At 53.2% G+C, this 26378-nt stretch carries 19 protein-coding genes and 1 pseudogene; 9 read left to right on the top strand and 11 right to left on the bottom strand.

Going from position 1 to position 26378, the window contains the following annotated elements; genetic code table 11:
* The first annotated feature begins 97 nt into the window (after nt 1-97).
* Nucleotides 98-2182: a class I SAM-dependent methyltransferase gene (locus GC101_RS32155; RefSeq protein ID WP_171720621.1), complete on the top strand. Its 2085-nt coding sequence runs from the start codon at nt 98-100 to the stop codon at nt 2180-2182.
* Between the two features lie 86 nt (nt 2183-2268).
* Here the strand turns inward: GC101_RS32155 and rarD are convergent, their stop codons facing one another.
* The 4 genes from rarD to GC101_RS32135 all read right to left on the bottom strand — a co-directional run bounded on the left by rarD (nt 2269) and on the right by GC101_RS32135 (nt 5738).
* Complete coding sequence (gene rarD / locus GC101_RS32150; RefSeq protein ID WP_171720620.1) at nt 2269-3147, bottom strand: EamA family transporter RarD; 879 nt, start codon at nt 3145-3147, stop codon at nt 2269-2271.
* A 194-nt stretch (nt 3148-3341) separates the two neighbouring features.
* Complete coding sequence (locus GC101_RS32145) at nt 3342-3692, bottom strand: nuclear transport factor 2 family protein (protein ID WP_171720619.1); 351 nt, start codon at nt 3690-3692, stop codon at nt 3342-3344.
* A gap of 138 nt (nt 3693-3830) precedes the next feature.
* Nucleotides 3831-4745, bottom strand: a complete 915-nt coding sequence (locus GC101_RS32140) for a YwqG family protein (RefSeq protein ID WP_171720618.1) — start codon at nt 4743-4745, stop codon at nt 3831-3833.
* Between the two features lie 75 nt (nt 4746-4820).
* Entirely contained in the window at nt 4821-5738 is a 918-nt protein-coding gene (locus GC101_RS32135; protein ID WP_171720617.1) for an AraC family transcriptional regulator, read from the bottom strand.
* A 127-nt stretch (nt 5739-5865) separates the two neighbouring features.
* Here GC101_RS32135 and yicI point away from each other — a divergent pair, with 127 nt between their 5' ends.
* Entirely contained in the window at nt 5866-8187 is a 2322-nt protein-coding gene (gene yicI / locus GC101_RS32130) for an alpha-xylosidase (RefSeq protein ID WP_171720616.1), read from the top strand.
* Nucleotides 8188-8586: 399 nt separating this feature from the next.
* The gene (locus GC101_RS32125) at nt 8587-9774 is read left to right on the top strand and encodes an SGNH/GDSL hydrolase family protein (protein ID WP_171720615.1); all 1188 of its coding nucleotides are present in this window, start codon (nt 8587-8589) and stop codon (nt 9772-9774) included.
* Between the two features lie 270 nt (nt 9775-10044).
* On the opposite strand, the pseudogene GC101_RS37015 reads toward GC101_RS32125, so the two are convergent.
* The 3 genes and pseudogenes from GC101_RS37015 to GC101_RS32110 all read right to left on the bottom strand — a co-directional run.
* Nucleotides 10045-10343, bottom strand: a pseudogene (locus GC101_RS37015) (transposase); the annotation flags it as partial.
* Nucleotides 10344-10677: 334 nt separating this feature from the next.
* Nucleotides 10678-12339 carry a helix-turn-helix domain-containing protein gene (locus GC101_RS32115; RefSeq protein WP_171720614.1) on the bottom strand — a complete coding sequence of 554 codons (1662 nt, stop codon included), beginning with the start codon at nt 12337-12339 and terminating at the stop codon, nt 10678-10680.
* On the bottom strand, nt 12336-14174 hold the full coding sequence (locus GC101_RS32110) for a cache domain-containing sensor histidine kinase (protein ID WP_171720613.1): 1839 nt from the start codon (nt 14172-14174) through the stop codon (nt 12336-12338). Before GC101_RS32110 ends, GC101_RS32115 begins: the two co-directional genes overlap by 4 nt.
* A 134-nt stretch (nt 14175-14308) precedes the next feature.
* Here GC101_RS32110 and GC101_RS32105 point away from each other — a divergent pair, with 134 nt between their 5' ends.
* The 4 genes from GC101_RS32105 to GC101_RS32090 all read left to right on the top strand — a co-directional run bounded on the left by GC101_RS32105 (nt 14309) and on the right by GC101_RS32090 (nt 19611).
* Entirely contained in the window at nt 14309-15190 is an 882-nt protein-coding gene (locus GC101_RS32105; RefSeq protein ID WP_171720612.1) for a carbohydrate ABC transporter permease, read from the top strand.
* Nucleotides 15191-16024, top strand: a complete 834-nt coding sequence (locus GC101_RS32100) for a carbohydrate ABC transporter permease (protein WP_171720611.1) — start codon at nt 15191-15193, stop codon at nt 16022-16024. It begins immediately after the preceding gene.
* A gap of 58 nt (nt 16025-16082) precedes the next feature.
* Nucleotides 16083-17384, top strand: coding sequence for an ABC transporter substrate-binding protein (locus GC101_RS32095; RefSeq protein ID WP_171720610.1), 1302 nt, complete (start codon nt 16083-16085; stop codon nt 17382-17384).
* Nucleotides 17385-17598: 214 nt separating this feature from the next.
* Nucleotides 17599-19611, top strand: a complete 2013-nt coding sequence (locus tag GC101_RS32090; protein ID WP_246354605.1) for a beta-galactosidase — start codon at nt 17599-17601, stop codon at nt 19609-19611.
* 21 nt (nt 19612-19632) lie between these two features.
* On the opposite strand, the gene GC101_RS32085 is transcribed toward GC101_RS32090, so the two are convergent.
* The gene (locus GC101_RS32085) at nt 19633-19866 is read right to left on the bottom strand and encodes a hypothetical protein (RefSeq protein WP_171720609.1); all 234 of its coding nucleotides are present in this window, start codon (nt 19864-19866) and stop codon (nt 19633-19635) included.
* 153 nt (nt 19867-20019) lie between these two features.
* Here GC101_RS32085 and GC101_RS32080 point away from each other — a divergent pair, with 153 nt between their 5' ends.
* On the top strand, nt 20020-20931 hold the full coding sequence (locus GC101_RS32080; RefSeq protein WP_171720608.1) for a LysR family transcriptional regulator: 912 nt from the start codon (nt 20020-20022) through the stop codon (nt 20929-20931).
* Nucleotides 20932-21008: 77 nt separating this feature from the next.
* On the opposite strand, the gene GC101_RS32075 is transcribed toward GC101_RS32080, so the two are convergent.
* Nucleotides 21009-21845 (bottom strand): AraC family transcriptional regulator, encoded by an 837-nt coding sequence (locus GC101_RS32075; RefSeq protein WP_171720607.1) that lies wholly within the window; start codon nt 21843-21845, stop codon nt 21009-21011.
* Between the two features lie 118 nt (nt 21846-21963).
* Here GC101_RS32075 and GC101_RS32070 point away from each other — a divergent pair, with 118 nt between their 5' ends.
* Nucleotides 21964-23994 (top strand): beta-galactosidase, encoded by a 2031-nt coding sequence (locus GC101_RS32070; protein ID WP_171720606.1) that lies wholly within the window; start codon nt 21964-21966, stop codon nt 23992-23994.
* 65 nt (nt 23995-24059) lie between these two features.
* Here GC101_RS32070 and GC101_RS32065 read toward each other — a convergent pair whose 3' ends face one another.
* Both GC101_RS32065 and GC101_RS32060 read right to left on the bottom strand, forming a co-directional pair.
* Nucleotides 24060-25250 (bottom strand): Ger(x)C family spore germination protein, encoded by a 1191-nt coding sequence (locus GC101_RS32065; protein ID WP_171720605.1) that lies wholly within the window; start codon nt 25248-25250, stop codon nt 24060-24062.
* Nucleotides 25243-26346 (bottom strand): GerAB/ArcD/ProY family transporter, encoded by a 1104-nt coding sequence (locus GC101_RS32060; RefSeq protein ID WP_171720604.1) that lies wholly within the window; start codon nt 26344-26346, stop codon nt 25243-25245. Before GC101_RS32060 ends, GC101_RS32065 begins: the two co-directional genes overlap by 8 nt.
* Nucleotides 26347-26378 lie beyond the last annotated feature (32 nt).

Genomic DNA, 26378 nt, shown 5'->3' with positions numbered 1-26378 from the left:
AGCTGGGGGGGCTTAAGTTGATCTATAGAGATCATGATTCAACCGCAGCCAGCAGGGCTATTGTATAGAGATCGTTATTACATAGGGAGGCAGGCAAATGCTGAAATCATTGCAGGCTATTGAAACATACCGCGAAGAAGGAAGGCTCCCCGTTGAAGGCTGTCTGTGGCTGGAATATATCGTTCAGGCCGAGCAGACGATTGTGAACCTCGAACGGGTAGAGTCACTGGGGGAACTGGAGCAGCAGAGTCCGGTGCTGGATTACGTAGAGCGGAGCCTGCGCGTACTGGACAGTCTGCCGCTATCCTACTGGATCAGGGAATTGGCTGAAGAGACGCTGATCTGGTCGGAGACTGCCAAGGGCGGTACGATCCGGCAGCGCAGAAGCTGGCAGGAGGACGGCATTAATATATTTGTGCATAATATCGGTTCGGCACAGCTGTACTGGCGTTATGCAGAGGATGACCGGGAGGACGCTGCCTCTGCGGATAAGCGGCTGATCGTGCACCGGCTGATCGAAACCCACGGGCTGATCGGGCAGCAGATCCGCGGCGAGGTTCCGCCTTCGGTCAATCTTCCGTTATCCGGACTGGTGGAGCAGGGGCTGCTGACTGCAGATGAGCTGGAGCGGCTGCTGTTCGCGCTGAATCACTGCATTATCTCTGCCGTTGCCCCGGAGCTGTGGCAGGAGGTTCGTCCTCAGGTGATGGAGCTGATTGCCGTAATCTCCTCGGGGAATCTGCATGATGAAGTCCCGATGAAGGAGCGTCTGCGGAGAATGCGCTCCGGGTCTATCGCGCAGGGCGAGGATTATGAGACGGAGTGGAGCAGTCTTGTACAGGAGGGCTTCAATCCTGCTGTACTGGAGCCGCTGCAGCCTGTCACCTTCTGGTATGTGGAATCAGCACTGCAGACCTTCTCGCTGGAGCAGTTTCTCAAAGTAGTAAGCCTCTCCGCTAGCAGTGATTTGTCCGCTCTGAACCATATCAGCTTCGAAGCGGTGATGAATAGCATTTATTATGACTACAAGGGCAGCAAGAAGATCAACGTGTACAAGAAACGGATCATTGAGAAATACTTGTCTGAGCTGGACTGGACAGAGATCTACAGCGGGGAGCAGCCTTCCGGCAATCCGCATCTGTTGCACCGGCTGCTGCGGAAGGAGCATTTGCCCGACACGCTGTTCTTCAACTTCGAATTCTCCCCGGCGGCTGAGAAGCTGATTGAATTCTGTATAGAAGCCGAGAAGTCGGCGCTGTATGAACGGGCGGTGCTGCTGCTGTTCGATCTGTTCGATCTGCGCCGGGATGCGTTCGACCGCTTCCATAACGAGGATACGTATTTAAGCCAGATGAATGATACGGCAGATTATAAGGCGGTCATTCTGGATTACGTCACCGGCCGCAAGGTGCTGGACATCGGGCCGGGCGGCGGGGTGCTGCTGGATCTGATCGAGCAGCGGATGCCGGACGTGATTCCGGTGGGCATCGATATCTCCAGCAATGTCATTGAAGCATTGCGGCAGCGCAAGCAGCGGGAAGACCACCGCTGGGAGGTGCTCCAGGGCGATGCGCTGAACCTGAAGGATTACGTGGAGGCGGGGACGGTCGACACAGTGATTTTCTCCTCCATCCTGCATGAGCTGTATTCCTATGTCCCGCTGGACGGGAAGAAGTTCAATCACGGGACGGTTGCTGCTGCGCTAACCAGCGCTTTCGGGGTGCTGGCGGACGGCGGAGTCATTATTATCCGCGACGGTATTATGAGTGAGCCGGAGGATCAGCAGCGGAGAGTGCGGTTCCTGGAGGATGACGGAATGGCGTGGCTGGAGCGGTATGCGAAGGATTTTGCCGGCCGGAGTATCCGGTATGAGCAGCTTAGCGCCCGGGAGGTCCTCATGCCGGTGAATGATGCGATGGAGTTCCTGTACACGTATACGTGGGGCGAGGAAGCCTATATCCATGAGGTACAGGAGCAGTTCGGATATTTCACTCCGGCTCAATATGCCGCGTTCATTGAGCAGACGCTTGGTGATCAGGCGAAGATTGAGGTCTTCCGCCATTACCTGCAGGAAGGGTATACGGAGGCGCTGCAGGATCGGGTCGTGGTGATGGATGAGAGCGGGCAGGCGGTCGCACTGCCGGACAGCACCTGCTTCATTGTAATCCGTAAGGCGGGCTGAAGCCGGGCGCTTGAGTGGAACATAAAAGGGGCATTACCACAGCCGTGTCCGGCGCTGGTAATGCCCTTTTTCGATAAACTGACCGATCAGTTGGTAGCCGGCAGCCTGGATTTCCTGAAGCCGGCCACACTGTAGACAATCAGGGCAACCCAGATGAAGGAGAAGCTGACTAGCCTTCCCTGCGAGAAGGGCTCACCAAGCAGGAATACTGCCAGCAGCATACTCGTCGTCGGCGAGATGTACTGGATGAAGCCGACCATGGAGAGCGGGAGCAGCTGCATAGACTTGGCGAACCAGAACAACGGCATCGCCGTAGCGGCTCCGGACAGCAGCAGGACGATCATCAGCAGGGGAGACAGCGAAGCGAACGTTCCTGTGCCCTGCGACTGAATGTAGATCAGATAGCCCAGCGCAACTGGCATGGCCATCAGTGTTTCCCCGGTCAGGCCGAGCAGAACATCGAGCCCTGCAAGCTTTTTGGCCAGACCATACAGGGAGAACGTGACCGCCAGCGCAATTGCCACCCATGGAACCTGCCCGTACTGGACCGCCATAATCCCCACACCGGTGCCTGCCAGAAGAATAGACGCCCATTGCCACGCTGACAGCTTTTCCTTGAGGAAGATGACCGCAAACAGAACGCTGATGAGCGGATTCATATAGTAGCCGAGGCTGGTCTCCAGCACGTGATTATTGTTCACAGCCCAGATGAACAGGAACCAGTTCATGCTGATGAAGAAGGAGCAGAGGACAACTGCTACGGTGCTTTTGGTGCTTAAAAAGATAGTCTTCAGCCGTCCCCACTGCCGCGAGCACGTAACCAGTACGGCTACAAAAACGAAAGCCCACACAATCCGGTGCCCAAGTATTTCCCACGCGGGCATAGCCTGGAACAGCCGCCAGTAGAGCGGCAGAAACCCCCAGATGAGATAGGATAGAACGGCATAAATAATGCCTTTTTTCATAATGACACCCCTGCCCGAAGAATCAAAAGAATGGAAATATTAGGTTCAATTCGTTCATTATATCAGGCATTCCGCATCCTGTATTTAGCTGAGCTTCGCTCCGTAAGCACGATAGACGAAATGCTCTGTGTCGAACAACAAAAAGGAGCCGCGTGACTGCGGCCCCCTTCACATTATAAATGAAATCTGTATCGCTACTTAAGCGTGATGTTAAGTAAGCTGATTTTACCGCCCTGCACCTTGAACTCGTGTCTGAACAGCAGCGGAGCGGGAACGCGGTTCTTGTTAAATTCCCCTTCCATCTCTGCTGTCACAGCGACGGACTCCCCGGCTTCTTCTATTTCCATGATCGTATAGCGGACCTTGGCAGAGAACAGCTCTGATTCTCCCCAGGCCTGTATAGCCTCCCTGCCCGCAATCTCTTTACCGTTATCCTTAACGCTGGCGCCGGGAGTGAACAATTCTATAAAGGCTTCAGGCTGATATTGGTTAATGGCATTGTAGAACTCCTGTACCTCACTCGGCATAGTGACATGTTGATTCATGGTGATCTGCCTCCTGTAAGTAGAGTAGCGGAAGCGGCATGGCTCCACCCTTACACGTAACTTAAACGTATCCGGGCGTCGGTAAGCAGATTGGAGGGTGAATAGGGAGGGTGATCGATCCTATCGAACCCCCTGACCTCACGTCCCCACGCGGTACGTATAGACCTTCTCGAAGAATAATTTTTTGAAATCATCCGCTTTGATGAAAAAATGCAATAAACCGGACAAGTCCCATTCCATCCCGATCTGATCATCAGAATCAGCCTGGAATAATAGAATCTCATCGCTGGGATGACCTCCGTATTGCAGTGCTGTCATATGGCCCAGAAAACGGAATCCGATTCCACGGTCGTAAGTAATCAGGAATTTCGGTTTGAATTCCAGGGAATAGCGGTTCAAGTCCGTTTCGTTGTTCATCAGATGGTTGGCTTCCAGATAATCTGAATCGGGAATCGTTAATTCAAGCTTTGTTTCGAGCAGCGCGGATTTGAATATTTGATCTTCCGATAATGTCATCGGTGGCTCCATTCGAACCAATTCTGTAGTTTCAGGGGAGTAATATACAACATTATTATTCTTCTTGTCTGAATCATAATCATCGCTGTTATACCATACCTCAGAATCATACACGTAGAAGAAGTAGAGAATTCCGGTAGCCGGATACCCCGGGTTAACCAAATTCATAGGGAACTCTTCAAGATTGATTTGAGCGACAAACGACATGGGATGGTTCCTCCACGAAGGCCATTCAAAGGAAGAGGGCATGTCAGGATGTCCCCCGATTTTGCTGGCGCCAAGCTTGATTTCCGTTTCATCTGTCATTTGTGGAACCATGTAGAATCCGGGCAGAATGTGATATTTTAATGTATCCCAATACTTATCAAGACCTGCTTCTCCCAGCATCAAGCGGATCTCACCCATTGAAGGGTCTGTGATTTGATCAGATGCCAGCGGGTGCTTGTATATGGAGGTCTCATTGCTGCCTGCTGCATTACCCGTTATTAAGAAGCGGAGCAGTAGTATAAACGCTGTTATTATCTTAAATGTATTCAAGGTTTGTCCCGCCCTTCTGAATTGTTATTCTACACGGGCAGGTTAAATTTGTCAGTTCGAATTATCCCATTGATCTTACGGATAAAGCTGACCCTGACCGGCTCCCGGAATAGCATCCTTGCGGAATTCGGAAGGCGAGCAGTTCATCGCTTTGCGGAAGACTTTGATGAAGTAGCTGACGTTGTCGAAGCCGACATCCATGGCGATATCGGAGATTTTGCGGTCACTCTGCTGCAGCAGGGCGGCGGCCTGGCGGATCCGGTAGGAGTTGATATAATCGACGGGCGTCTTGCGGGTCATGCTTTTGAAGAACCGGCAGAACTGCCCCTCACTCATCGGAATCAGCTCCGACAGATCGCGGGTGCGGATCGGCTCCTGGTAATTGTCCTGGATATAGAGGATGACTTTCTTCAGCCGGTCGATCTTCGTGTTATCGGCGCCTGCCGATTGGCTGTAGTTCACCGAACGTCCCGGCGGCGCAATCTGTGAGAGCATGATGAGCAAAGTTCCTTTCATAAAGGACTCGAATCCGGGCATTTTATTATCATATGCCTCCATCATCCGCTCCAGGTGCAGCAGAAGCTCTCCTTGCCAAGGTACGGAGGAGGTGATGTGACGCGGAAAGCTCTGGCGTTTCTCCTGAAGCGGCAGAATTACAGTCTGCTGGATGGTATCATATTGGGCGCTGGCCAGGAGATCGGGGTGAAAGACAAGTGCGCAGAACCGGCAGGGAGTGTCCAGAGCCGCATAGGCGGCATGAATATCACCGGATTCAATAAACACGGCTTCGCCGGGGCGGAGCGTGAAATAATCCGTATCCACCTGAAAGAGAATCTCGCCTTCAAGCAGCAGGAAGAACTCCGCTTCCTCATGCCAGTGGGTATCCAGGACAGGGGCTCCGGCCGGGAGCTCTATCCAATAGGCGGCCAAGGGAAACATAACATCCCCGTGTTCACGGTCTTCTTTGAGCAATCGCTGCGATGTGCGGTCCATAATGGCCCTCCTTGTGGGTAAAACATCAAAATAGTGTTATAAATAAGCTATATTATAGTAGTTTTGTGATTTTGTTATCGTTATAATGCAACTATAAACACCAAATTGAAGGGTGGCAAGTGCACACATGAAATTTACAGACGGCCTTTGGCTGGTTCGCGACGGAATCACAATCAATGGTGCAGTTCAGAACTATGCGGTAGAAAAAACTGCAGAAGGTCTGACAGCAATTACGCAGACAACTCCGATTACAGGACGTGCAGCAACACTGAACTCCACACTGCTTACCGTAAAATTCCATTCCCCGCTTCCGGGTGTGGTTGGGATTAAGATTATTCATAATGACGGCGTTATCGACCGCGGTCCTTCCTTTGAATTGACCCAGGGAACTGGCGACCACGTTCAAATCGAAGAAACCGAAGCGCAGACCGTGCTGATCAGCGGCGGACTCCGCGTGGTTATCAACAAGGGAACTCACTGGTCGGTAGACTTCTACCGCGGCGACGAGCGCATTACAGGCAGCGGTTACAAATCGATGGCCTATATCACTGATCAGGACGGCAACACGTTCATGCGTGAGGAGCTGGATATCGGCATCGGCGAATTCGTGTATGGTCTGGGCGAACGCTTCACTGCTTTTGTGAAGAACGGCCAGGTAGTTGACCTGTGGAACAAAGACGGCGGTACAAGCTCCGAGCAGGCTTACAAGAACGTTCCGTTCTATGTAACCAGCAAAGGCTACGGCGTATTCGTGAACCAGCCTGAACTGGTTTCGTATGAAATCGCTTCGGAGAAGGTGAAAAAAGCCCAATTCAGCGTAGCTGGAGAGAGCCTGGAATACTTCGTCATTGAAGGGCCGACTATCAAAGAAGTTATTACTAAATATACTTCCCTGACCGGCAAGCCTGCGCTTCCACCGGCATGGACCTTCGGCCTGTGGCTGACGACTTCGTTCACTACGGACTACGATGAAGCTACGGTTAACTCCTTCGTAGAAGGAATGGCTGAGCGCGATCTGCCGCTCCATGTCTTCCACTTCGACTGCTTCTGGATGCGCGAATACCAATGGACCGATTTCCAGTGGGATTCCCGTGTGTTCCCGGACCCTGTGGGTATGCTGAAGCGCCTGCATGAGAAAGGGCTTAAGATCTGCGTCTGGATCAACTCCTACATTGGACAGCGTTCACCGTTGTTTGAAGAAGGCAAGAAGAACGGCTATCTGCTCAAAAAACCGAGCGGCGACGTGTATCAGACGGATCTGTGGCAAGCGGGTATGGGACTCGTTGACTTCACGAACCCTGCGGCTTGTGAATGGTATGCAGGTTACCTGCGTGATCTGGTGGACATGGGCGTAGACAGCTTCAAGACCGACTTCGGCGAGCGCATTCCTACGGATGTTGTGTACTTCGACGGCTCCGATCCGCACAAAATGCACAACTACTACACACAATTGTATAACAAGGTTGTCTTTGAAGTACTGGAAGAGAAGCTTGGCAAAGGCGAAGCAGCCGTGTTCGCACGTTCGGCAACCGCCGGCGGGCAGCAGTTCCCGGTTCACTGGGGCGGTGACTGCTACGCTGACTACGAGTCCATGGCAGAAAGCCTGCGCGGCGGCCTGTCGCTCGGCCTGTCCGGCTTCGGCTTCTGGAGCCATGACATCGGCGGCTTCGAGAACACTGCTCCGGCGCATGTCTTCAAGCGCTGGCTGGCCTTCGGCCTGCTCTCCAGCCATAGCCGTCTGCACGGCAGCACCTCGTACCGTGTGCCTTGGGCTTACGACGACGAAGCCGTGGATGTTACCCGCTTCTTCACCAAGCTTAAATGCAGCCTGATGCCTTACCTGTATGATGTAGCCGGACAGGCACATGAGCAGGGCTGGGCTTCGATGCGGGCGATGGTGATGGAATTCCCTGAAGATCCGACCTGCGAGGTGCTGGACCGCCAGTACATGCTGGGCGATTCCCTGCTCGTGGCTCCGATCTTCCAGGAGAACGGCGAAGTGAAATACTATCTGCCGGCTGGACGCTGGACACACCTCCTGAACGGTGAGACCGTAGAGGGCGGATCATGGCGCAAAGAGAAGCATGACTTCTTCAGCCTGCCGCTGTTCGTCCGCCAGAACTCCCTGCTTGCCGTGGGCAGCGAAGACAGCCGTCCGGATTATGATTTTGCCGAGGGCGTGAAGTTTGGCTTGTACTCCCTGGAGGATGGCAAGGCTACAACTGCAACCGTACGCGACATCAACGGCGCTCCTGAGCTGAAGGTGGAAGCTGCACGCAGCGGCAACACTATAACTGTAACTGCAGAAGGCAGCGGCAAAGCATTCACCTTTGCGGTGAAGGATCTCGGCGCTATCGCTTCCGTAGAAGGTGCTGAACAAGCAGATGAAACTACAGTGAAAGTAAACGCCGGAGCTACATCCGTATCGTTCACGATTACACTGAAATAAGATTATACTGCCTATACTCAAGCTCTCTGATGACAGGGGACATTCGTCCCCGGTGTATCAGAGAGTTTTTTGAGGATTGAACAGCGGGTACGGTACGGTATTTGAGGCTATTGAAACTTCAAGCTGTTCTTGCCGCGGTAATCTTGCACGGAATACAACATTTTCCACCTATTATCGATCCTAAACCGGAATTGTTGTACAAAAGACAGCATTTCTCCTTGCTTCCGCTGCTTTGCGGAGGAATTCATGTATTTCGTACAACAATTCTCTCAAACAGCCTGTTATTCATGCATGGAAGTTGTAGAACGTACAACATTATTGCCTTTTTCCATTTATTACAGGTAAGCTGTGAACTAATGAATCCCATTTCGGTCAGCAACGATAGGAGAATAGAATGCTATGAACAATAAAGTTAATACAGGAGTGTACAGCCAGTCTGAATTCACTTCAGCAACGGCAGTATCCGCAGCCGCTAATCATATTATGAACTCGCCCGAGCCGTTCACCCACACGTACCGGACCTATGTCCGCCTGCGCGAGACTGGCAGCCTGACGCTGAAGTTCTGGCACAGCAATGCTGTAGACTCCACATGGAACCTGGGAGAGGAGGCAGCTGCCAGTGAACCGGGCGGCGAATGGAGCATCGAAGCGGCGTATGTTGCCGATGGCGGAGCCGTGCCGGATGGTACAGTTGTGCCAGGTTCGCAGGTTCCGGTAACCTTCGGTGGCGAAGCCTCGCGGAACGTTGCTCTGGGCGAGCAGTTCTGGAGCGATGAAGCGCTGCTGGAGCTGCCGGAAGGGCATTACCTGGCCTTCACCTGGACGCTGAAGACGGCAGCTGCCGGGAAGTCGATCCCCTTCAACGTGGAGGGGATGCTGGTCTCCGGCTACGATGCGCCGGGCAATCTGGCCGCTCAGGAGACAGCCGAAGCGTTCAGTGAATCGGACAAGCTGCAGGTCCTGCCTAGCTTCCTGGGGTATAAGAAGGCTGTAACGAAGAAGCTGGTCTTCCTGGGGGATTCGATTACGCAGGGCGTGCGGACCGCGAAGGATGAGTATTCCTACTGGGCGGCAAGAATTGCCGAAGGATTGGGAACAGACTACGGGTTGTGGAATATCGGCTCCGGCTGGGGCCGGGCCTATGATGTCGCCACCGATGGAGCCTGGCTGGACAAGGCGCAGCAGGGCGATGAAGTGCTGATCGTGCTTGGAGTGAATGATCTGGATATCGGCAACCGTACGGCAGAGGAGCTGCTGGGGGATTTGGCGCATATTATCTCCAAGATTAAGGAAGCACGACCTGAGACTGCTGTGATTCTCAGCACCGTGCCGCCATTCAATTTCGAGGGGGAACGGGAAGTATACTGGCGCAAGGTGAATGAGACGATCCTGGCGAACCCTCCTGCCGGGGTGGACCGCGTGTTCGATATCGCGGCGGTACTGTCTGTACCTGCTCCGGCAGATCACAGAATCAGACCGGAGTATATGAGCGACGAGTTTGACCCGCATCCGAACGGCGCCGCCGGCAAGGCAGTGGCGGATGCATTTCTGGAGTGGTACGGCGAATCTGCAACAGGGAGACAATAATACTGCTTAGGCAAAGCAATAGGCAGAAATGTTGTACGTAATGCAGCTTTGATTCCGGAATACCGGGGTTTGAGGGAAGATTGTTGTACGGAATACAAGAATTGTTCCGTAAAGCCGCCAGGAGAAGGAGAAATGCTGCTTTTTGTACAACAATTCTGGATTGTGGATGATATCATGCGGGAAATGTTGTATTTCGTGCAGGATATTATAAAGTCCGAAGAGGCTGTTCCAAAAGTAGTTTTCTACGAGTAAAGACAAATCATTCTCATTTGCAGCTTGCTTCAATAGATTGCGGGCAAGCGAAAGCCAACCGACCTCGAGCGTTACTATTTCCATGCCGCGAAGCAGAAAGCGCCGGAAGCCCCGGTTAATTATTCAGTTGTCCAAATATACTTTCCGGTTCCGTCCTTCGGCGTACGGCCGGGGCGAAGCCTTCCTCGCTTCGCAGGATGTCCCGAGCCGGCTTGGTACCGTAGCCTCTCCAGACTGACAACCACTTTCCGATTTCCTGCAGCCTTGGTGCAGCGTTCCTTCAACGGACAGCCTTCGCAGCTTTGGCATCGGTTATGATTATTGAAGGATTGTCGTATATTTCCCGCTTAAACAGCGGAGAGGACGAACTGATTGTGTAAAAGCGGTAGCGGTCGCCTTGGTCTCCCGATTTTCACCGCTAAGGGGATTGAAAAAAATCTGGAGAGCACAGCGATTGGAACAACGGTCTGTTCGCGCAGCGTCCTCATCTAGCGCAACCGTCTATCCGACTCTAAAAAAAGGGGCGTCCCAGCCATTTCTTGGCTTTTGGGACAGCCCCTTTCTTTATATGTTGACTTGGAAACTTAAGGAAGAAGAAGGAGTGACGGATAGGAATTTTGGAACTGGAGGAGCTTACTCACAACTAATGCGCTAATGCTCCGCCTGCCCCCGGAAATCCTTCGGCGAGCAGCCGACCTGCTTCTTGAACACCTTGCTGAAGTATTTGACGTCATGGAAGCCGACCATCTCCGAGATCTGCGCCAGCTTCAGGTTAGGATTCTGCATCAGCAGCTTGGCCTTCTCGATGCGGACACTGCCGATGTAGTCGGAGAAGTTGATGCCGTATTCCTGTTTGAATTTGCGTGAGATATACTCGCGGCTGACATAGAATTTGCCGGCAACCTCCTGCAGGGAGAGGTCAGACGGGTAATTCTGCTCGATATATTTAACAATCTCCGTCATCGGGTTCCGCTCTTTCATGTGTCTGGCCGAGAGCGTCTGGGACAGCTGCTGCATCAGCGCAAAGGACCAGTCGCGCCAGGCGAAGAGGGAGAAGGAATAACCGCTTGGCGGCGGTGAAGGACTCAGCAGATCAGCCTGTTCAAGCTCGGCCAGCACACTGTCCGACTGGGTTCCCAGCGCTTCCCGGACCAGCCGCGAACGGAACAGGAGAGCATCTGCCTTCCACGAATTCAGCATTTGCGGGGTAACGACACCCCGGCGGCTGAGCTCGTGGGTCCAGTGCTGCGCGGCAGCAGATAGAGCTTCTGCTGTGCCGCTGATGACCGCCATCCGCCAGTCCTCCTGGACATCGGCGAAGTTCAGCGGTGCCTCCGCCTCCGTGTTGGCGGATTCCCGGCTGTCTGCCGCCATGCCGCCGGCTCCCGCACCCGGGGAGAAATGGCAATAATCCTCATGCCGTAACAGGTTCCGCCGCAGCAGGGCTTCGGCAGCTTCTGTGCGCTGCGCCGGCAGCTGTCCCGGGAACGCGCCTGCGGTGCTGATTCCGAAATGCATGCGGAACTGCAGGGTACGGTAGATCCCCTGATTAATCCGGCTGATCAGCTCGACAACAGATTCCTCCAGATCCCAGAGAATGATGGCGATCTCCGGCGGCCCGCCCCAGTACCGGAAGGCAATGCCCTTTCGCTGCAGCTGCAGGAATTCATTGCAGATGTTCACGATGGCGTAGTACATCAGCTCACTGTCGCCCCCGAACCGTTTGAGCAGCGGATTGTTACCGCTGTCCGTCTGCAGAAGGATCAGCCGCGCAGCCTGTACACTCTGCGGAATGATTTCGTCACCGGTCAGCCTGCGCAGCGAAGCCTCGGCATTGACCTTATCATCAATCAGCGCGGAGAGCAGCTTCTCCCCGTAGATCGGCTTGATCTCATTCAGCCGGAGGCTCTGGAGCTGACGGTGGCTGCGCTCCTCTTCTTCGGAGCGCCAGGCTGCGACCGCCTTGGATACCGCAGTGTTAATCATATCCGCTTCAATCGGCTTCAGAATATAGTCAATGCCGCCGTGGCGGACGGTCTGGCGCACGAAGTCGAAATCATCATGCCCGCTGACAACAATGAATTTGGTGTTGCCTGCGAATTCATCCACCCAGGTCATCAGCTCAACGCCGCTGCCTGACTCCATCATCATATCCATAATCACCAGCGCCGGCTTCTCCTTGCGGATCAGCCCGATGGCTTCATTGCCGTTCCCTGCTTCCAGAATCTCATCAATCTGATGCGCATCCCAGTCCACCAGCAGCCGGACGGCCTTCCGGACTCTTGCTTCGTCATCCACAATAAGCGCCTTCATATCCGTTCACTCTCCACTAATATATCAATTTGAAGCCGGATGATGACCCCGCCTGCTGGCAGATTGTCCACCGTCAGAGAGGCATCATCCCCGCATACCAGCCGCAGCCTGGCCAGCACATTCCCAAGGCCGATTCCCGCACCGGGAGCATCGCGTCTGCTATAGCTGTCCTGACCTGAGTTCTTGAGCATGTCGAGCTCTTCAACAGCCCTTGGCTGCTGCAGCTCCTTGCGCAGCGTCTCCAGCCTTGCGGCCGGAATCGAGAGGCCGTTGTTCCGGATACTGATTTCCATCCGGCTGGTGCTGAGTCTGGCTGCTGTAATCTCAATGAATCCGTCTGTACGGGCGAGGTTGAATCCATGCTTGAAGTAATTCTCCACAATCGGCTGCAGGATCATTTTGGGCATCAGCGCGTGCAGCAGGGAGTCTTCCATATCGTAGCGGAAACTGAACTTATTTTCAAAACGTTCCTTCTGCAGCTCAATATAGGCTTTGACATGCTCCAGCTCATTCTGTATCGTCACAATCTTCTCATCATTATACATGCTGTAGCGCATCATCTTGGCCAGTGCCGAGAGCAGGCCGTAGATTTGCGGCACCTTCAGCTCGAGGGCGAGCGTGCCGATGATCTGAAGCGTGTTGTTCAGGAAATGCGGGTTAATCTGCGACTGCAGCGCCCTCAGCTCATTGGTTTTGTTCGACAGCTCCAGCCTGTATTCCCGCAGAATCAGGTTGTTGATCGTGTCCATCATACTGCGGAAATGCTCCGTGACTACACCGATCTCATCTTTTCCCGCCGGGCGGATATCGATCTCCAGGTTACCGGTCTGGACCTGATTCATGTAACGGGTCAGCTGCTTAATGGGAGCCGTTATCCGGAAGGAGATGAGAATCGTCAGCGTGATGATCATGCTCATCAGCACGAAGAGCAGCAGCAGGTTAATGCCGGCAGCCTCTTTGGCTTCGCGGAACAGATAGGAGACAGGGATCTGCTTGACGAGCGTCCAGCTAAGGCCGATGCTTTCGACTTTTTGATAAATGAACACAGAGTTGTCCTGCTCAAAATACCCTTGGGTCCCCGTGCTGTCAGCTATCTGCTTATTGTACCACGCTGCATCCAGCGGTTTGCCGAATGTGCCGGCGTCAGGCCCATACACCAGTCTTCCGGCGCTGTCTACCAGATAGATGGTTTCCTGATCCTGGTCGTACAGCTGGTCTACTATGTCACCAAGAGCTGCCAGCTTGACATCAATCGAGAGATAGCCGAGTGCTTCAGAGGAAGGGATACGCTCAATTCTGCGGTGCATCGTAAAAACAGGCTCCGGCACGAACTGCGTTAACGGCAGCTTTAGCCCGTAGGCGTTGCTGGTATGGGTACTCTGTACCTCAACCGGAGAGGCTCCTGTAATATTGGACTCCTGGTAGGGCAGGTTTTCCAGCCAGCGCTTGGGCGTTGTATTATCGGTAATCAGTGTAGATTTACCGTCTTTGACACCGTATAAGTACACCTGTGAGATATTGGGCAGCGAGGTGGAAATGTAACTGAGTGAGTTGTAAATTGCGATATCGGAGGACAGGTCGTCGTGCCCCGCTTCCAGCAGCCGGTAGAATTCCGAGTCAGAATACACGCTCAGCGACAGGCGGTTGATCTCCCCGATCAGACTGTTAATGTTCTTGTAGCCCTGATAGAGCAGATTCTTATTCTCATCGACCGCCCGGGTTCTCAGGGAGTTGGTCGTATAGGAATAGCTGACGAACATAGTAGCCATAATACAGATTAATGTAGGCAGGAGTAGAAAAACGATCAGTTTCGTGCGGATACTGTTCCATTTCATGAGGTGCTTGTCACATCCGATCAATATTTTACACCTTAAAGATCACATGCGTAGGTGTAAGGGGCTCTGCAAAAAACAGATAATATGTTTAGATCATAAACAAGTGAGTGAGTAAAAGAAAGGGGGGCCATTAAATGCGCGGCAATAAGTTGTCCCAATTAGGTCAACAAGTATTTTTCGTTGGCCCGGCATTATTGTTTTTTACCTTGATCACGATTATTCCTTTCCTGATGGGGATGTACTACTCCTTCACAGACTGGAACGGCGTATCGGGTAATGTTAGCTGGGTCGGCTTTGAGAACTTTAAAATGATTTTTACCAATGATCCCGATTTCTGGTCATCCTTCTGGTTCACCGTGAGATTCACGGCCCTTGGAGTGATATTGACCAATGTAGTGGGCTTTTTCCTGGCCTATCTGCTGACCAAACCTCTAAAAACACGCAATATGCTCCGGACCATTTTCTTCATGCCGAATGTGATCGGGGGATTGCTGCTTGGTTTCATATGGCAGTTCATCTTCATCAAAGGCTTCGCTACCATGGGGGATATGACAGGCTGGTCCTTCTTCAACCTTCCTTGGCTCGGTGACGCAACAACCGGCTTCTGGGCAATCGTCATGGTGTTCATCTGGCAGTCCTCCGGTTATCTGATGGTTATCTACATCGCTTCGCTCAGCAACGTGTCCAAAGAAGTGCTCGAAGCTGCCGAGATTGACGGCGCATCCCGGATGCAGGTGCTTCGCAACATTATCGTGCCGCTGATTATGCCTGCGGTGACGATCGGCTTGTTCCTGGCGATTTCCTGGTCCTTCAAAATGTTCGACCTGAACCTGTCGCTGACCAAAGGCGGGCCGTTCAAATCGACGGAATCCGTTGCTATGAATATCTACAATGAAGCCTTCCTGAACAACCGTTACGGTCTGGGTACGGCAAAAGCGCTGTTATTCTTCGTGATTGTCGCACTGATCACAGTGATTCAGGTCCGTGTAACGAAGAGCAAGGAGGTAGAAGCTTAAATGAATGCTAAATCAAAAGGCAGATGGAATATCGGAATTGAAGTGATTATGATTCTTCTGGCGCTTCTGTTCCTCTCTCCTTTCTATTTCCTGCTGGCGAACTCGGTGAAATCCTTCGGTGAGATCCTGAGCGATGCGGCCAGCTGGCCGCAAACCTTCATGTGGTCGAACTATACTAATGCCTGGAAGCTGGCCCGGTTCTCCGAGGCCTTCCGCAACTCGCTGATTGTTACGATTATCAGTGTGGTGCTGATCTCGCTGTTCAGCGCTATGGCGGCGTACCGCATGGTGCGTGCCAATAACCGGTTCAACCAGGTTCTGCTGCTGCTGTTCGTAGCCGCTATGGTCGTTCCGTTCCAGACCATCATGATTCCGATCCTGAAGGTTGTTAACATTCTGCATGTGAACAACTCCTTCACGGGTCTGATCATCTCCAATCTGGGACTCAGTATTCCGATGGCGATCTTCCTGTTCCACGGCTTCATCAAGTCCGTGCCGCTGGAAATTGAAGAAGCGGCAACCGTGGACGGCTGTAATCCGATCTCGGCCTTCTTCCGGATTGTGCTTCCGCTGCTGAAGCCGATGCTGATGACGATTATCGTGCTGAATGCCCTGGGCATCTGGAATGACTATCTGCTTCCATCGCTGATTCTTCAGGCACCCGGACTGCGGACCATTCCGCTGGCGACCTTCTCCTTCTTCGGGCAGTATACGAAGCAGTGGGATATGGCGCTTCCGGCACTGACTATCGGGGTTGCTCCCATCGTGATTTTCTATCTGTTCATGCAGCGTTACATTGTTGAGGGAATAGCGGCTGGCTCGGTGAAGGGTTAATTCACCGGGCTCCCGTTCCACATATTAAGCAGTTAACTTATTCAAGGGGGAAATAAAAATGATGAAAAAACGCTCTGCAGTGATGCTGTCCAGCGTCATGCTGATGTCTGTCGTGCTTGCAGCATGCGGCGGTAACAACAATACCGCTTCAAATAATGCATCAAATGGAAGCGCTGGCAACTCCGGTGAAGTGAAAACGGTTAAGATCTTCCAGTTCAAAACCGAAATCGTAGAAGGCCTTAACGAGCTTAAGGTTGAATTCGAGAAAGAACATCCTAACATCAAGCTGGACATCCAGACTGTCGGCGGCGGCGCAGACTATGCGGCAGCCCTGAAGACTAAATTTGCTTCCGGCGATGCTCCTGATATTTTCTCCAACGGCGGTTACGCTGAATTCGATCTGTGGGGAGACAAGATCGAGGATCTGTCCGATCAGCCTTGGGTCAAGGATCTGATTCCTTTGGCTGCAGAGCCTATGACCAGAGACGGTAAAACCTATGGTATGCCAATGAACCTTGAAGGTATCGGTTATGTATACAACAAGGACCTGTTCGCGAAAGCCGGTATCACTGAAACGCCAAAAACGATCACTGAGCTGGAAGAAGCGGCTAAAAAGCTGCAGGCGATCGACGTTATTCCCTTCGGCAACGCATATCAGGAATGGTGGCTGCTGGGTATCCAGGGCATCAGCGTAGCTTTTGCACAGCAGGATAATGTGGATGAATTCATCAGCGGCCTGAATGCCGGAACTTCCACCATCGTAGGCAACGAGAAGTTCAAGGACTGGAGCAACCTGCTTAACCTGACGGTGAAATACGGACAGAAGAATCCTTTGACTACCGATGCCAACACGCACCTGGCTATGTTCGCTAATGGCGAAACGGCAATGATGCAAGAAGGAAACTGGGCGCAGACGCTGGTTGATAACATTACGCCTGACATGAACATCGGCATGTTCCCTATGCCAATCAGTGACGATCCTGAGTTGAACGATAAGCTGTCTGTAGGTGTTCCGGCGAACCTGGTCGTAAACAAGGATTCCGGATCTAAGGAAGAAGCTAAAACCTTCCTGAACTGGCTCGTAACTTCTGACATGGGTAAAGAATATATCTCTAAAAAATGGAAATTCATCCCTGCCCTGTCGACTATTCCAGTAACAACTGAAGATGTAGGCCAGCTTGGTTCCGATGTATGGAACTATGTTCAAGAAGGTAAAGTTTACGGTCTGCAGGCTTCGAAATTCCCTGATGGTGTAACTCAAGAATTCGCAAGCAGCATCCAAGAGCTGATCGCGGGCAAAGTGGATGAAGCCGGCTGGGAAAAAGGCATGCAGGCGGGTTGGGACAAGCTGAAGAAATAATCAGTACCTGCAAGCAAATCATTCTAATGTAATACTAAACAGAGAGTCCTTCTAGGGACCTAACCCGGATAAAGTGGATTTGCTAGGACGCTCCAGTCTATCTCAGCATATGAGGTGAGGCGGGGGCGTCCTTTGGGTTATCCGGAAAACAGGCGGCTGGCTGAGATATACTCTATTTATAAAGTGTCTGTGCATGAATGAGGAGAGGGAGCTGATGGAGGTTATGGAGCTGAACAACTACAGCAAGGTGCAGATCGGTGTGGACTATTATCCCGAGCACTGGGACGAGTCTATGTGGGAGAGCGATATCAGGCTAATGAAGGAAACCGGAGTCAAAGTAGTCCGGGTCGCGGAATTTGCCTGGAGCCGGCTTGAACCGGCGGAAGGGGAGTTTGATTTCACCTGGCTGGACCGGGCGCTGGAGCTGTTCCATGCGTACGGGATTCAGATTGTCATCGGGACACCGACAACAACACCGCCGCGCTGGCTGACCTCTGCTTACCCGGATGTGCTGCCCGTATATGCGGATGGAGGCGTGTACCATCCGGGAGTGCGCGGACACCGCTGTTACAACAGCGTATCGCTGCGTAAGTATGGCACCCGGATTGTTGAAGCGCTGGCCCGGCATTACAGCAGTCATCCTGCTGTCACCGGCTGGCAGACAGACAATGAATTCGGCATGCTGGATTGCCATTGTGACAGCTGCAATCTGGCGTTCCGCAGTTGGGTTCAGAAGAAATACGGCACAACTGAACAGGTGAATGCAGAGTGGGGAACAGTCGTCTGGAGCGGGGAGTATAGCAGCTGGGATGAACTGACGGTACCCTATGGCGGCTCGCCATTCCAGAACCCCTCCATGCTGCTGGATTTCCAGCGCTTCCAGTGGGAGGCAGCGATTGCCTTCCAGAAGACGCAGACAGACGTGCTGCGCGCGGTCTGCCCGCAGCACTTCATCACCCATAACTTCCACAGCTATCCGCAGCGGCTGAACATGCACGGGCTGGCTGAGGACCTTGATGTCGCAGCCTTCGACTATTATCCGAACCCCTCGCCGCAGAAGCAGGCTACCGCGCCTTACAGCGGGGCGTTATCCCTGGATCTGACCCGCGGCATCAAACGCCGCAATTTCTGGATCATGGAGCAGCTCAGCGGCCCGCCGGGCTGCTGGTTCCCGATGTGGCGGACGCCTTATCCGGGGCTCATCCGCGCCTATAGCTGGCAGGCGATTGCCAGAGGTGCGGATACCGTGGTGCATTTCCGCTGGAGAAGCGCAGCTGCCGGGGCGGAACAGTTCTGGCACGGGCTGATCGACCACAGCAATGTACCCGGGCGGAGATTTGCTGAATTCGCCCAGTTATGCGGTGAAGTGAACCAACTGGCTCCGCTGCTGGAGGGGAGCCGCGTTATTAGCCAGGCGGCTATCCTGTATTCGCATGAGCAGATGGCAGCGCTGCGGATTCAGCCCCAGGCGGAAGGGCTGGACTACTATGAGAATATCAAGCAATACCACCGGGCACTGACCAGGCTTGGCATTGGCTGTGATGTTATCGGCTGGCGGCAGCCGCTGGAGGGATACAAGCTGGTGATTGCCCCCAGCCTGTATCTGCATGATGAAGCAGCCGCGCAATTGCTGGAGGACTTTGCGGCAGGAGGCGGAACAGTAATTCTTACCAGCCGCAGCGGTGTGAAGAATATGAACAACATCTGTGTGATGCAGCCGCTGCCGGGACTCTTCTCCCGGGCGGCGGGCCTAACGGTGGAGGAATATGACCCGGTGGGAGGCGAGGTCCACTTGCTTCGCGGCTCTGACGGAACCCGGTATGAATGCAGCCAGTGGTGCGACATTCTGCGGCCGGAGGGAGCTGAGCCGATCGCCTGGTATGAGGATGATTTCTTTGCCGGTGCTCCTGCCGTTACAGTGAACCGCTTCGGGGCGGGCAGGGTTTATTATATCGGCACCCATGCGGAGGAGAGTTACTGGGTGAAGCTTCTGGGTGATCTTGCACCGGAAGCGGGTCTTCCCCTGTTCCCTGAATTGCCGGACGGCGTGCAGGCCTTCACACGTACAGGAGACAAGGGAGAGCTGCTATTCCTGCTGAATCTCAGCCGGAAGCCTCAGACAGTAGGGCTAGACAAGCTTTACCGCAGCGCTCTTACCGGTACCCTGATGACTGGACCGGTAGAGCTTGCGGCGTATGGAGTAGTGATTCTGGAGACTGAAGGCTGAAGCTTGGCGGGGTACTGATACTCAGGCGGAAGGATGGCGTCTCTTGTCCAGCATGCGCGAGAGGAAGGGGATGACCACGGCTCTGGATTGCGGAGGACTCATTCCTGCAGGCTGGTCCTTCGGCGGAGTCTGAGGATCTTCTTGCCGGAGCATGTCCAGCAGGTCATAGACCGTTGTGATTTGATCCGAAGCTATAGCTAATTCTTTACCCTCCGGGTTACCGGGGACCTTGAAATTCCATTGTTTGTTTCCCATGGTTATCACTCCTTATTCGTGTGTGCTCTTCGGCGGAGACAGCATGTTTCTTTTATATTTCCATCATAATCTGCTCAGCGGATCATGTATAATGAAGGGAAATGATGGTGGCCATCACTGCGGCTGATGGGTGATCCGGGGGAGAGATGCGGTATGGATATGGGTCTTCTTAAAGTATTTCTGGCGGTTGCTGAAGAAGGTAGTATCTCTAAAGCAGCCCAAAGCCTAAACTATGTGCAGTCGAATGTGACAGCCAGAATTCAGCAATTGGAGCAGGAGCTGAAGACTCCGCTCTTCTACCGGCACAGCCGGGGGATCACGCTGACTTCAGCGGGACAGACGTTCATGGAATATACGGTCAGGATTCTTAAGCTGCTGGACGAAGCCAAACAGGCGGTGCTGGATTCACCGGTGCCCAAAGGCTCGATTACGGTCGGCTCGGATACGACGGCTGCCGTCCGGCTGCCTGCCATCCTGTCCGCTTACCGGGTCTGTTATCCTGATGTTGAAGTTCATCTGCAGGTGGGACGGGCGGGGGAGCTTATTGATTCTGTCCTGCAGCATACCGTGCACGGAGCCTTTCTGGACGGACCGGTGGAGCATCCGGAGATTGTCCAGGAGCTGCTCATCCATGAGCGGATCGGCCTTGTGATTCCGGATACGATGGATTATCAGGGCATCCGCTCTGTGCATGACAAGACACTGCTGATGCTGAATTCAGAGTGCCTGTACCGGAGCAGGCTGGAGAAATGGCTCGCCGAAGAGGGCGGCCGGCTGGGCAAGGTGATGGAATTCGGGACGATGGAGGGACTCCTCGGCTGTGTGAAAGCGGGAATTGGCTATGCGGTGCTGCCTTTATCCTATTTCACCCGGATGAATGTAACGGAAGGCATCCGCATTTATCCGTTTCCGGAGAAGTATGCGGAGGTTCCAACAGTGTTCATCCGGCGGCGCGACCTCTATATGACGAGCGCTTTCCGGGAGTTTATAGAAGAGCTTAAGGCTGGGCTGCCTGAAGCGGTGAGCGGGGCAGATATGACGGCGGACACAGCGGCAGAGCTGTGAATTAACAACTATATAATCAAACAGCGGCACCCCGGCTGGCTTAGCTGCGGGTGCCGCTGTTTATGTCTGGAGATGGATTAATGCAGCTTCCTGAACTGCTCCGGCGTAATCGCCGACTGCTTGCGGAACGTAGCCACGAAGTGGCTGACGTCGCGGAAGCCGACGCGCTGTGAGATTGCTTTTACCGTAAGTGCAGGCTGGGTGACAAGGAGCTCCTTGCTCTTGCGGATTCGCAGCCGGACGAAATAGGCATAAGGGGAGAGGCCGAACGTCTGCAGGAACAGGCTGTTCAGATAACGCCCCGATACATCAAGCTGGGCCGCGAGATCATAGAGACCGACCTCGGGATCGCCGTAGTGGCTGTCCATCCATTTCAGCAGCGGCTGCAGCTTGTCCACATTGCGGGAGATCGCTGTGTTATTGTGCAGCTGCCCGTACTTGTTCAGCGTCAGCAGGAAACGGTAGGCGTCGGTCGATTCACCCAGGTTGAACATGTCTCCGGAAGTGTCATGGCGGTCCAGCATCTCCTTCAGCATATGGCGGAGCGGTGATTCATTCTCCCAGCGGTACAGGAGATTGGTGTTCATCGCGAGCGAATCCAGAATATGCCGGGCTGAAGTCCCGCCGAAGGTGAGATAATAGGTGCACCATACCTCGGAAGAGAGGGATTCATAGCCGTGCGGCATACCCGGCATCAGCAGAATACCGCTGCCTTCGGCGAGTGTTATTTTTTTGTTGTCGAAATGAATGATGCCTTCACCGTACGCGGTTTGCAGCCAGTGGTAGGTATGATAGCCTTGGGGGCGGGAGACTTTCTCCTGATCGGGATTATAGCCCATACTATCCAGGGTAATCGGAAGCTGCTGGCCGCTCTCCTGGGCGAACACGATTCTGCGCACGGTGCTAACTGGCATAAATGTCAACTCCTGTAGTTCCATATTATTATATGATTGGTTTTTTATTTTATATATAAAGCGCTTAGTTTAATGCTTAAAATAAGAATATACTTATACTATAAAGGATGTGCAAAGTATGATCAACGAGAAATTGCCGAAGATCTGGTATGGTGGAGATTATAACCCGGAGCAGTGGGATGCCCCGGTATGGGCAGAGGATGAACGGATGTTCAAGCTGGCAGGGATCGATGTCGCTACGATCAATGTGTTCAACTGGGCAACGCTTCAGCCGTCCGAAGATACGTATGATTTCAGCGGTCTGGATGAATTAATCGACCGTCTATATAAGAATGGAACCTATGTATGTCTGGCTACTGCAACCGGGGCGCATCCGGCCTGGATGGCTCACCGCTATCCAGAGGTTACGCGGGTGGATGTCCAGGGCAGAAAGCGCAAATTCGGCGGACGCCATAACTCCAATCCGAACAGCCCGGTGTACCGCGAATATGCTGCACGGCTCGCCGGCAAGCTGGCGGAACGCTACAAGGATCATCCGGCGCTGCTGATCTGGCATATCTCCAATGAATACGGCGGATATGATTATTCCGAGCAGTCTGAAGCGGCCTTCCGCGTCTGGCTGCAGGAGCGTTACGGTTCGCTTGATGCACTGAACAAAGCCTGGAATACCCGCTTCTGGGGACATACCTTCTATGACTGGGAAGAGATCGTAGTCCCGAACGAGCTCAGCGAAGAGTGGAACGGCAACCGGACGAACTTCCAGGGGATTTCGCTGGATTACCGCAGATTCATGTCCCACAGTCTGCTGGAATGCTATAAGCTTGAGCATGCTGCGATCAAGGAGCATAGCACGAATATTCCGATTACCACCAACCTGATGGGCTTCTATCCGGAGCTGGACTATTTCGAATGGGCCAAATATATGGATGTTATCTCCTGGGACAACTATCCGGCGCTGGATACACCGGTCAGCCATACAGCTATGACGCATGACCTTATGCGCGGGCTGAAGAACGGCCAGCCGTTCATGCTGATGGAGCAGACGCCAAGCCAGCAGAACTGGATGCCGTACAATTCCGTGAAGCGTCCGGGCGTGATGCGCCTGTGGAGCTATCAGGCGGTGGCGCGCGGTGCGGACACGGTGCTGTTCTTCCAGCTGCGCCGGTCGATCGGTGCGTGCGAGAAGTATCACGGTGCGGTCATTGAGCATGTGGGACATGAGCATACGCGGGTATTCCGTGAATGTGCCGAGCTTGGCCGGGAGCTTGAGCTGCTGGGTGATGAGCTGCTGGATGCACGCAGTGCAGCGCAGATCGGGATTGTCTATGACTGGGAGAACCGCTGGGCGCTTGATCTCTCCAGCGGCCCGACCGTTGCACTGGATTATGTGAAGGAAATTCACAGCTATTATGATGCACTGTATCAGCAGAATATTGAAGCGGATATGATTGGCGTAGAAGAGGACTTAACGAAGTACAAGGTTGTAATTGCACCGGTCCTGTATATGATCAAGCCGGGATTCGCGGCGAAGGTTGAAGCTTTCGTTCAAGCGGGCGGAACGTTCATTACCACCTATTTCAGCGGTATCGTTAACGAGAACGATCTGGTTACCGTTGGAGGCTACCCTGGCGAGCTGCGCAAGGTTCTGGGCATCTGGGCTGAAGAGATTGATGCCCTGCTGCCGGATATGCGCAATGAAATTGTGATGAACCAGGAATGGGGTCAGCTTAACCGTTCTTATTCCTGCGGTCTGCTCTGCGATCTGATTCATTCTGAAGGTGCGGAGGTACTTGCACAGTACGGCACTGACTTCTATAAGGGGATGCCGGCCCTGACCGTGAACCGCTTCGGCGAAGGCAAAGCCTATTATGTAGCCACCAGTCCCGATGCTGCATTCCTGCGCGCATTCCTGGCTACGGTGAGCGCAGAGAATGGCATTGCCCCGCTGGTGAGTGCGCCGGAAGGCATTGAATCCGTTCAGCGGGTGAAGGAAGGCGTATCCTACCTGTTCCTGCTGAATCATTCCGCAGAGGAGCTTAGTGCAGATATCGGCACCGGCGAGCGGACAGATCTGCTGACAGGCAAGAAATGCAGCGGTTCCACTGTAGTTCCGGGCCGCGGAGTAATGATTCTGTCGGATAAACAGTAAATTCAATATCTCATAATGCAAAATGCCGCCGCCCGTGTCCTTAGGGCGGCGGCATTTTGCCGTTTCTAATTGGTAAAAGAGCCGAAGTCTGTAATCTTCAGATCAACATTGATATGAATGGGGGTCCGGCTGAATACATCATCCCAGTGATCCTCTGACTTTCTCCATAATGCCGGCTTCTGGATACTGAGCCTGTCGCTGAATCCGGCGACATCGGCCTTGTAGTCGGACTGCAGCTTCTGAATCAGCGCCTGCATCATTTGCTCCAGCTTTTCCTTGAACAGCTTTTCTGCTTTTTGTGCGTGCTTTGTGGCGGAAGGGTATTCCTCGGCGTTCCAGGTTTCGCTGAGCCTTCCTTCCGTTGTGATTTTAACGTCAAAGGCCAGATTGCCGCCGTCGGTGACGGCAGTGATTTTACTTTTCATGGCCTTCATTTCATAGGTCATCGGCTGATTGTTCCAGTCGTAGGTTTTGATGACCCCGGTCTTGCCCTCGTTGGTGAGCCAGGACAGACATTCGGTATCCTCCTGATTCAGCATTCCTACCCAGTGACCTGTATCTCCTTTAATAATACCGGCACCCGAGAATTCTACTTCGCCATTGGCTGTCACCAGGTTCTGCAGCGCATAACTGCGTTTGGAATACATCAGGGCGTCCATTTTGGATAAAATCACCGGATCCATCAGCTTGCTGGTCCTCTTCTGATTACGGATCATATCCCGGATATGAAAGGCAGGGATTTCATTTTTTTCCTTGGAGACGAGTGTCTCCCTTGCCCGGCCCTGGCTCAGGAATACCATCGTACTGGGGCGGATATCATTATCACGAAGCACGAAATCCATTAACTGATTCATTTTCTGCTGCTTGAGCAGCTCGCTGGAAACCACAATAACCTTGAGGTGATGCCCGATAATCGGCCGCTCACGGCGGATGGAGTACTGGCGGAAGATCTCCAGTACAGAGTCTCCGGTTCCTGTCACGTTCAGATAGGGAGAGCCGCTGCTGGTATCCGAACTTTCTATGCCGCCTACGGAATTAGCAGGAACCATCTGAATGGTAACTGTAATCTTGTTCCGCTTGGGATAAGTCGCGCCTTGTTCCTCCAGAGCCTGCTCCGTGGGGGTGAGCTCCCCGGTATCCAAAGCCAGGCCGGCGTATAAGGCCAAATCTTCGATCTCCTTGCTGCTCCAGCAGGAGGTCTGAGTGGCGAGCAGCATCAGACAGCACAGTATAAGGAGGAATCTTCGACTATACATGCTGCTTCAGCCCCTTCACACGGATGAGCCAGATAACCGAGAGCAGCACAGGCAGCAGCAGGAACAGGACAATCCCCATCTTGCCGATGGCATCCCCGAAAGCGAACAGGTCGGTCATAGATTTGGGCAGCATCGCCGATAGGAACAGAACCGGAACCATAGCATAAATAATCGGATGAATCTTAATCTTGAAGATCTGTGAAATGCCAAGCGTGGACTGGAAAAAGAAGCTGCTGAAGTTGCAGAACATCTGCATCAGCCAGATGACCATGAACGGGAATTCCATACGCTCGAAGAAAAAACCGGGTACCTCGAAGCTGCGCATCAGATCGATGGTAGGCCAGGTACTGGTGATGGCGGAATCAACGGAAATGCCTCCGATAACCATGACCACGGTCAGGAAATAGAGTCCCAGCGGGATTGCGAGGCCTCCAAGCATAGCTTTGACCGCCAGTTTGGGCTTCTCCATGAACGCTACAAGTGTCATCGTAACTTCTACGCCGGTGAATACGAGCACTGTGGATTTCAATCCTGCGAACACAGGAGGAAATCCGTTGCCCAGCACAGGACGCAGATGGTTGATATCAAACAGCCGCACGCTGAGAATAAAGGAAATAAGCAGGATCATAATACTGATCGGGAACACAATCGTAAAGACCCGGGCAATAGAGTTAATGCCTCCGTATACCAGATAGGTGCTGAGCCAGAGAAAAGGAAGAATAACTGCCCAGATGGGGGTTCCCTCCAGCAGAAAAAACAAGGTGACCTCGGCCAGCGTGCGGATTTCAAAGCCGGCAATAATGATGAAATAAAGCACCAGCAGCACACACAGGCCTCCGCCGAATACCCGGCCGGTAATCTGCGCGGCATATTGGAATACAGTTTTGCCCGGAAACTGCTGGCTGATCTTCACCATAATGAATACAACCAGCATCACAATGGCCCCGCCCAGCAGGACGGATATCCAGGAGTCGGGGGTTTTGACAGATTCGCTCACACTGCGCGGAAGCGTAAGAATCCCCGCGCCAAGCAATGTATTGTTCAAGAAAACGGCTGCTTGTGTAGCCGTGATTTTATCATCGGTGCGTACGAACATTAAGTCCTCTTCCTCCTTGCGCGCAGGCGCGG

The sequence above is a fragment of the Paenibacillus phytohabitans genome (assembly GCF_013141775.1).
In the GTDB taxonomy this organism is placed as follows: domain Bacteria; phylum Bacillota; class Bacilli; order Paenibacillales; family Paenibacillaceae; genus Paenibacillus_AQ; species Paenibacillus_AQ phytohabitans.
The sequence above is the reverse complement of the archived record's forward strand: the minus strand, read 5'-3'. Positions and strand labels throughout refer to the sequence as shown.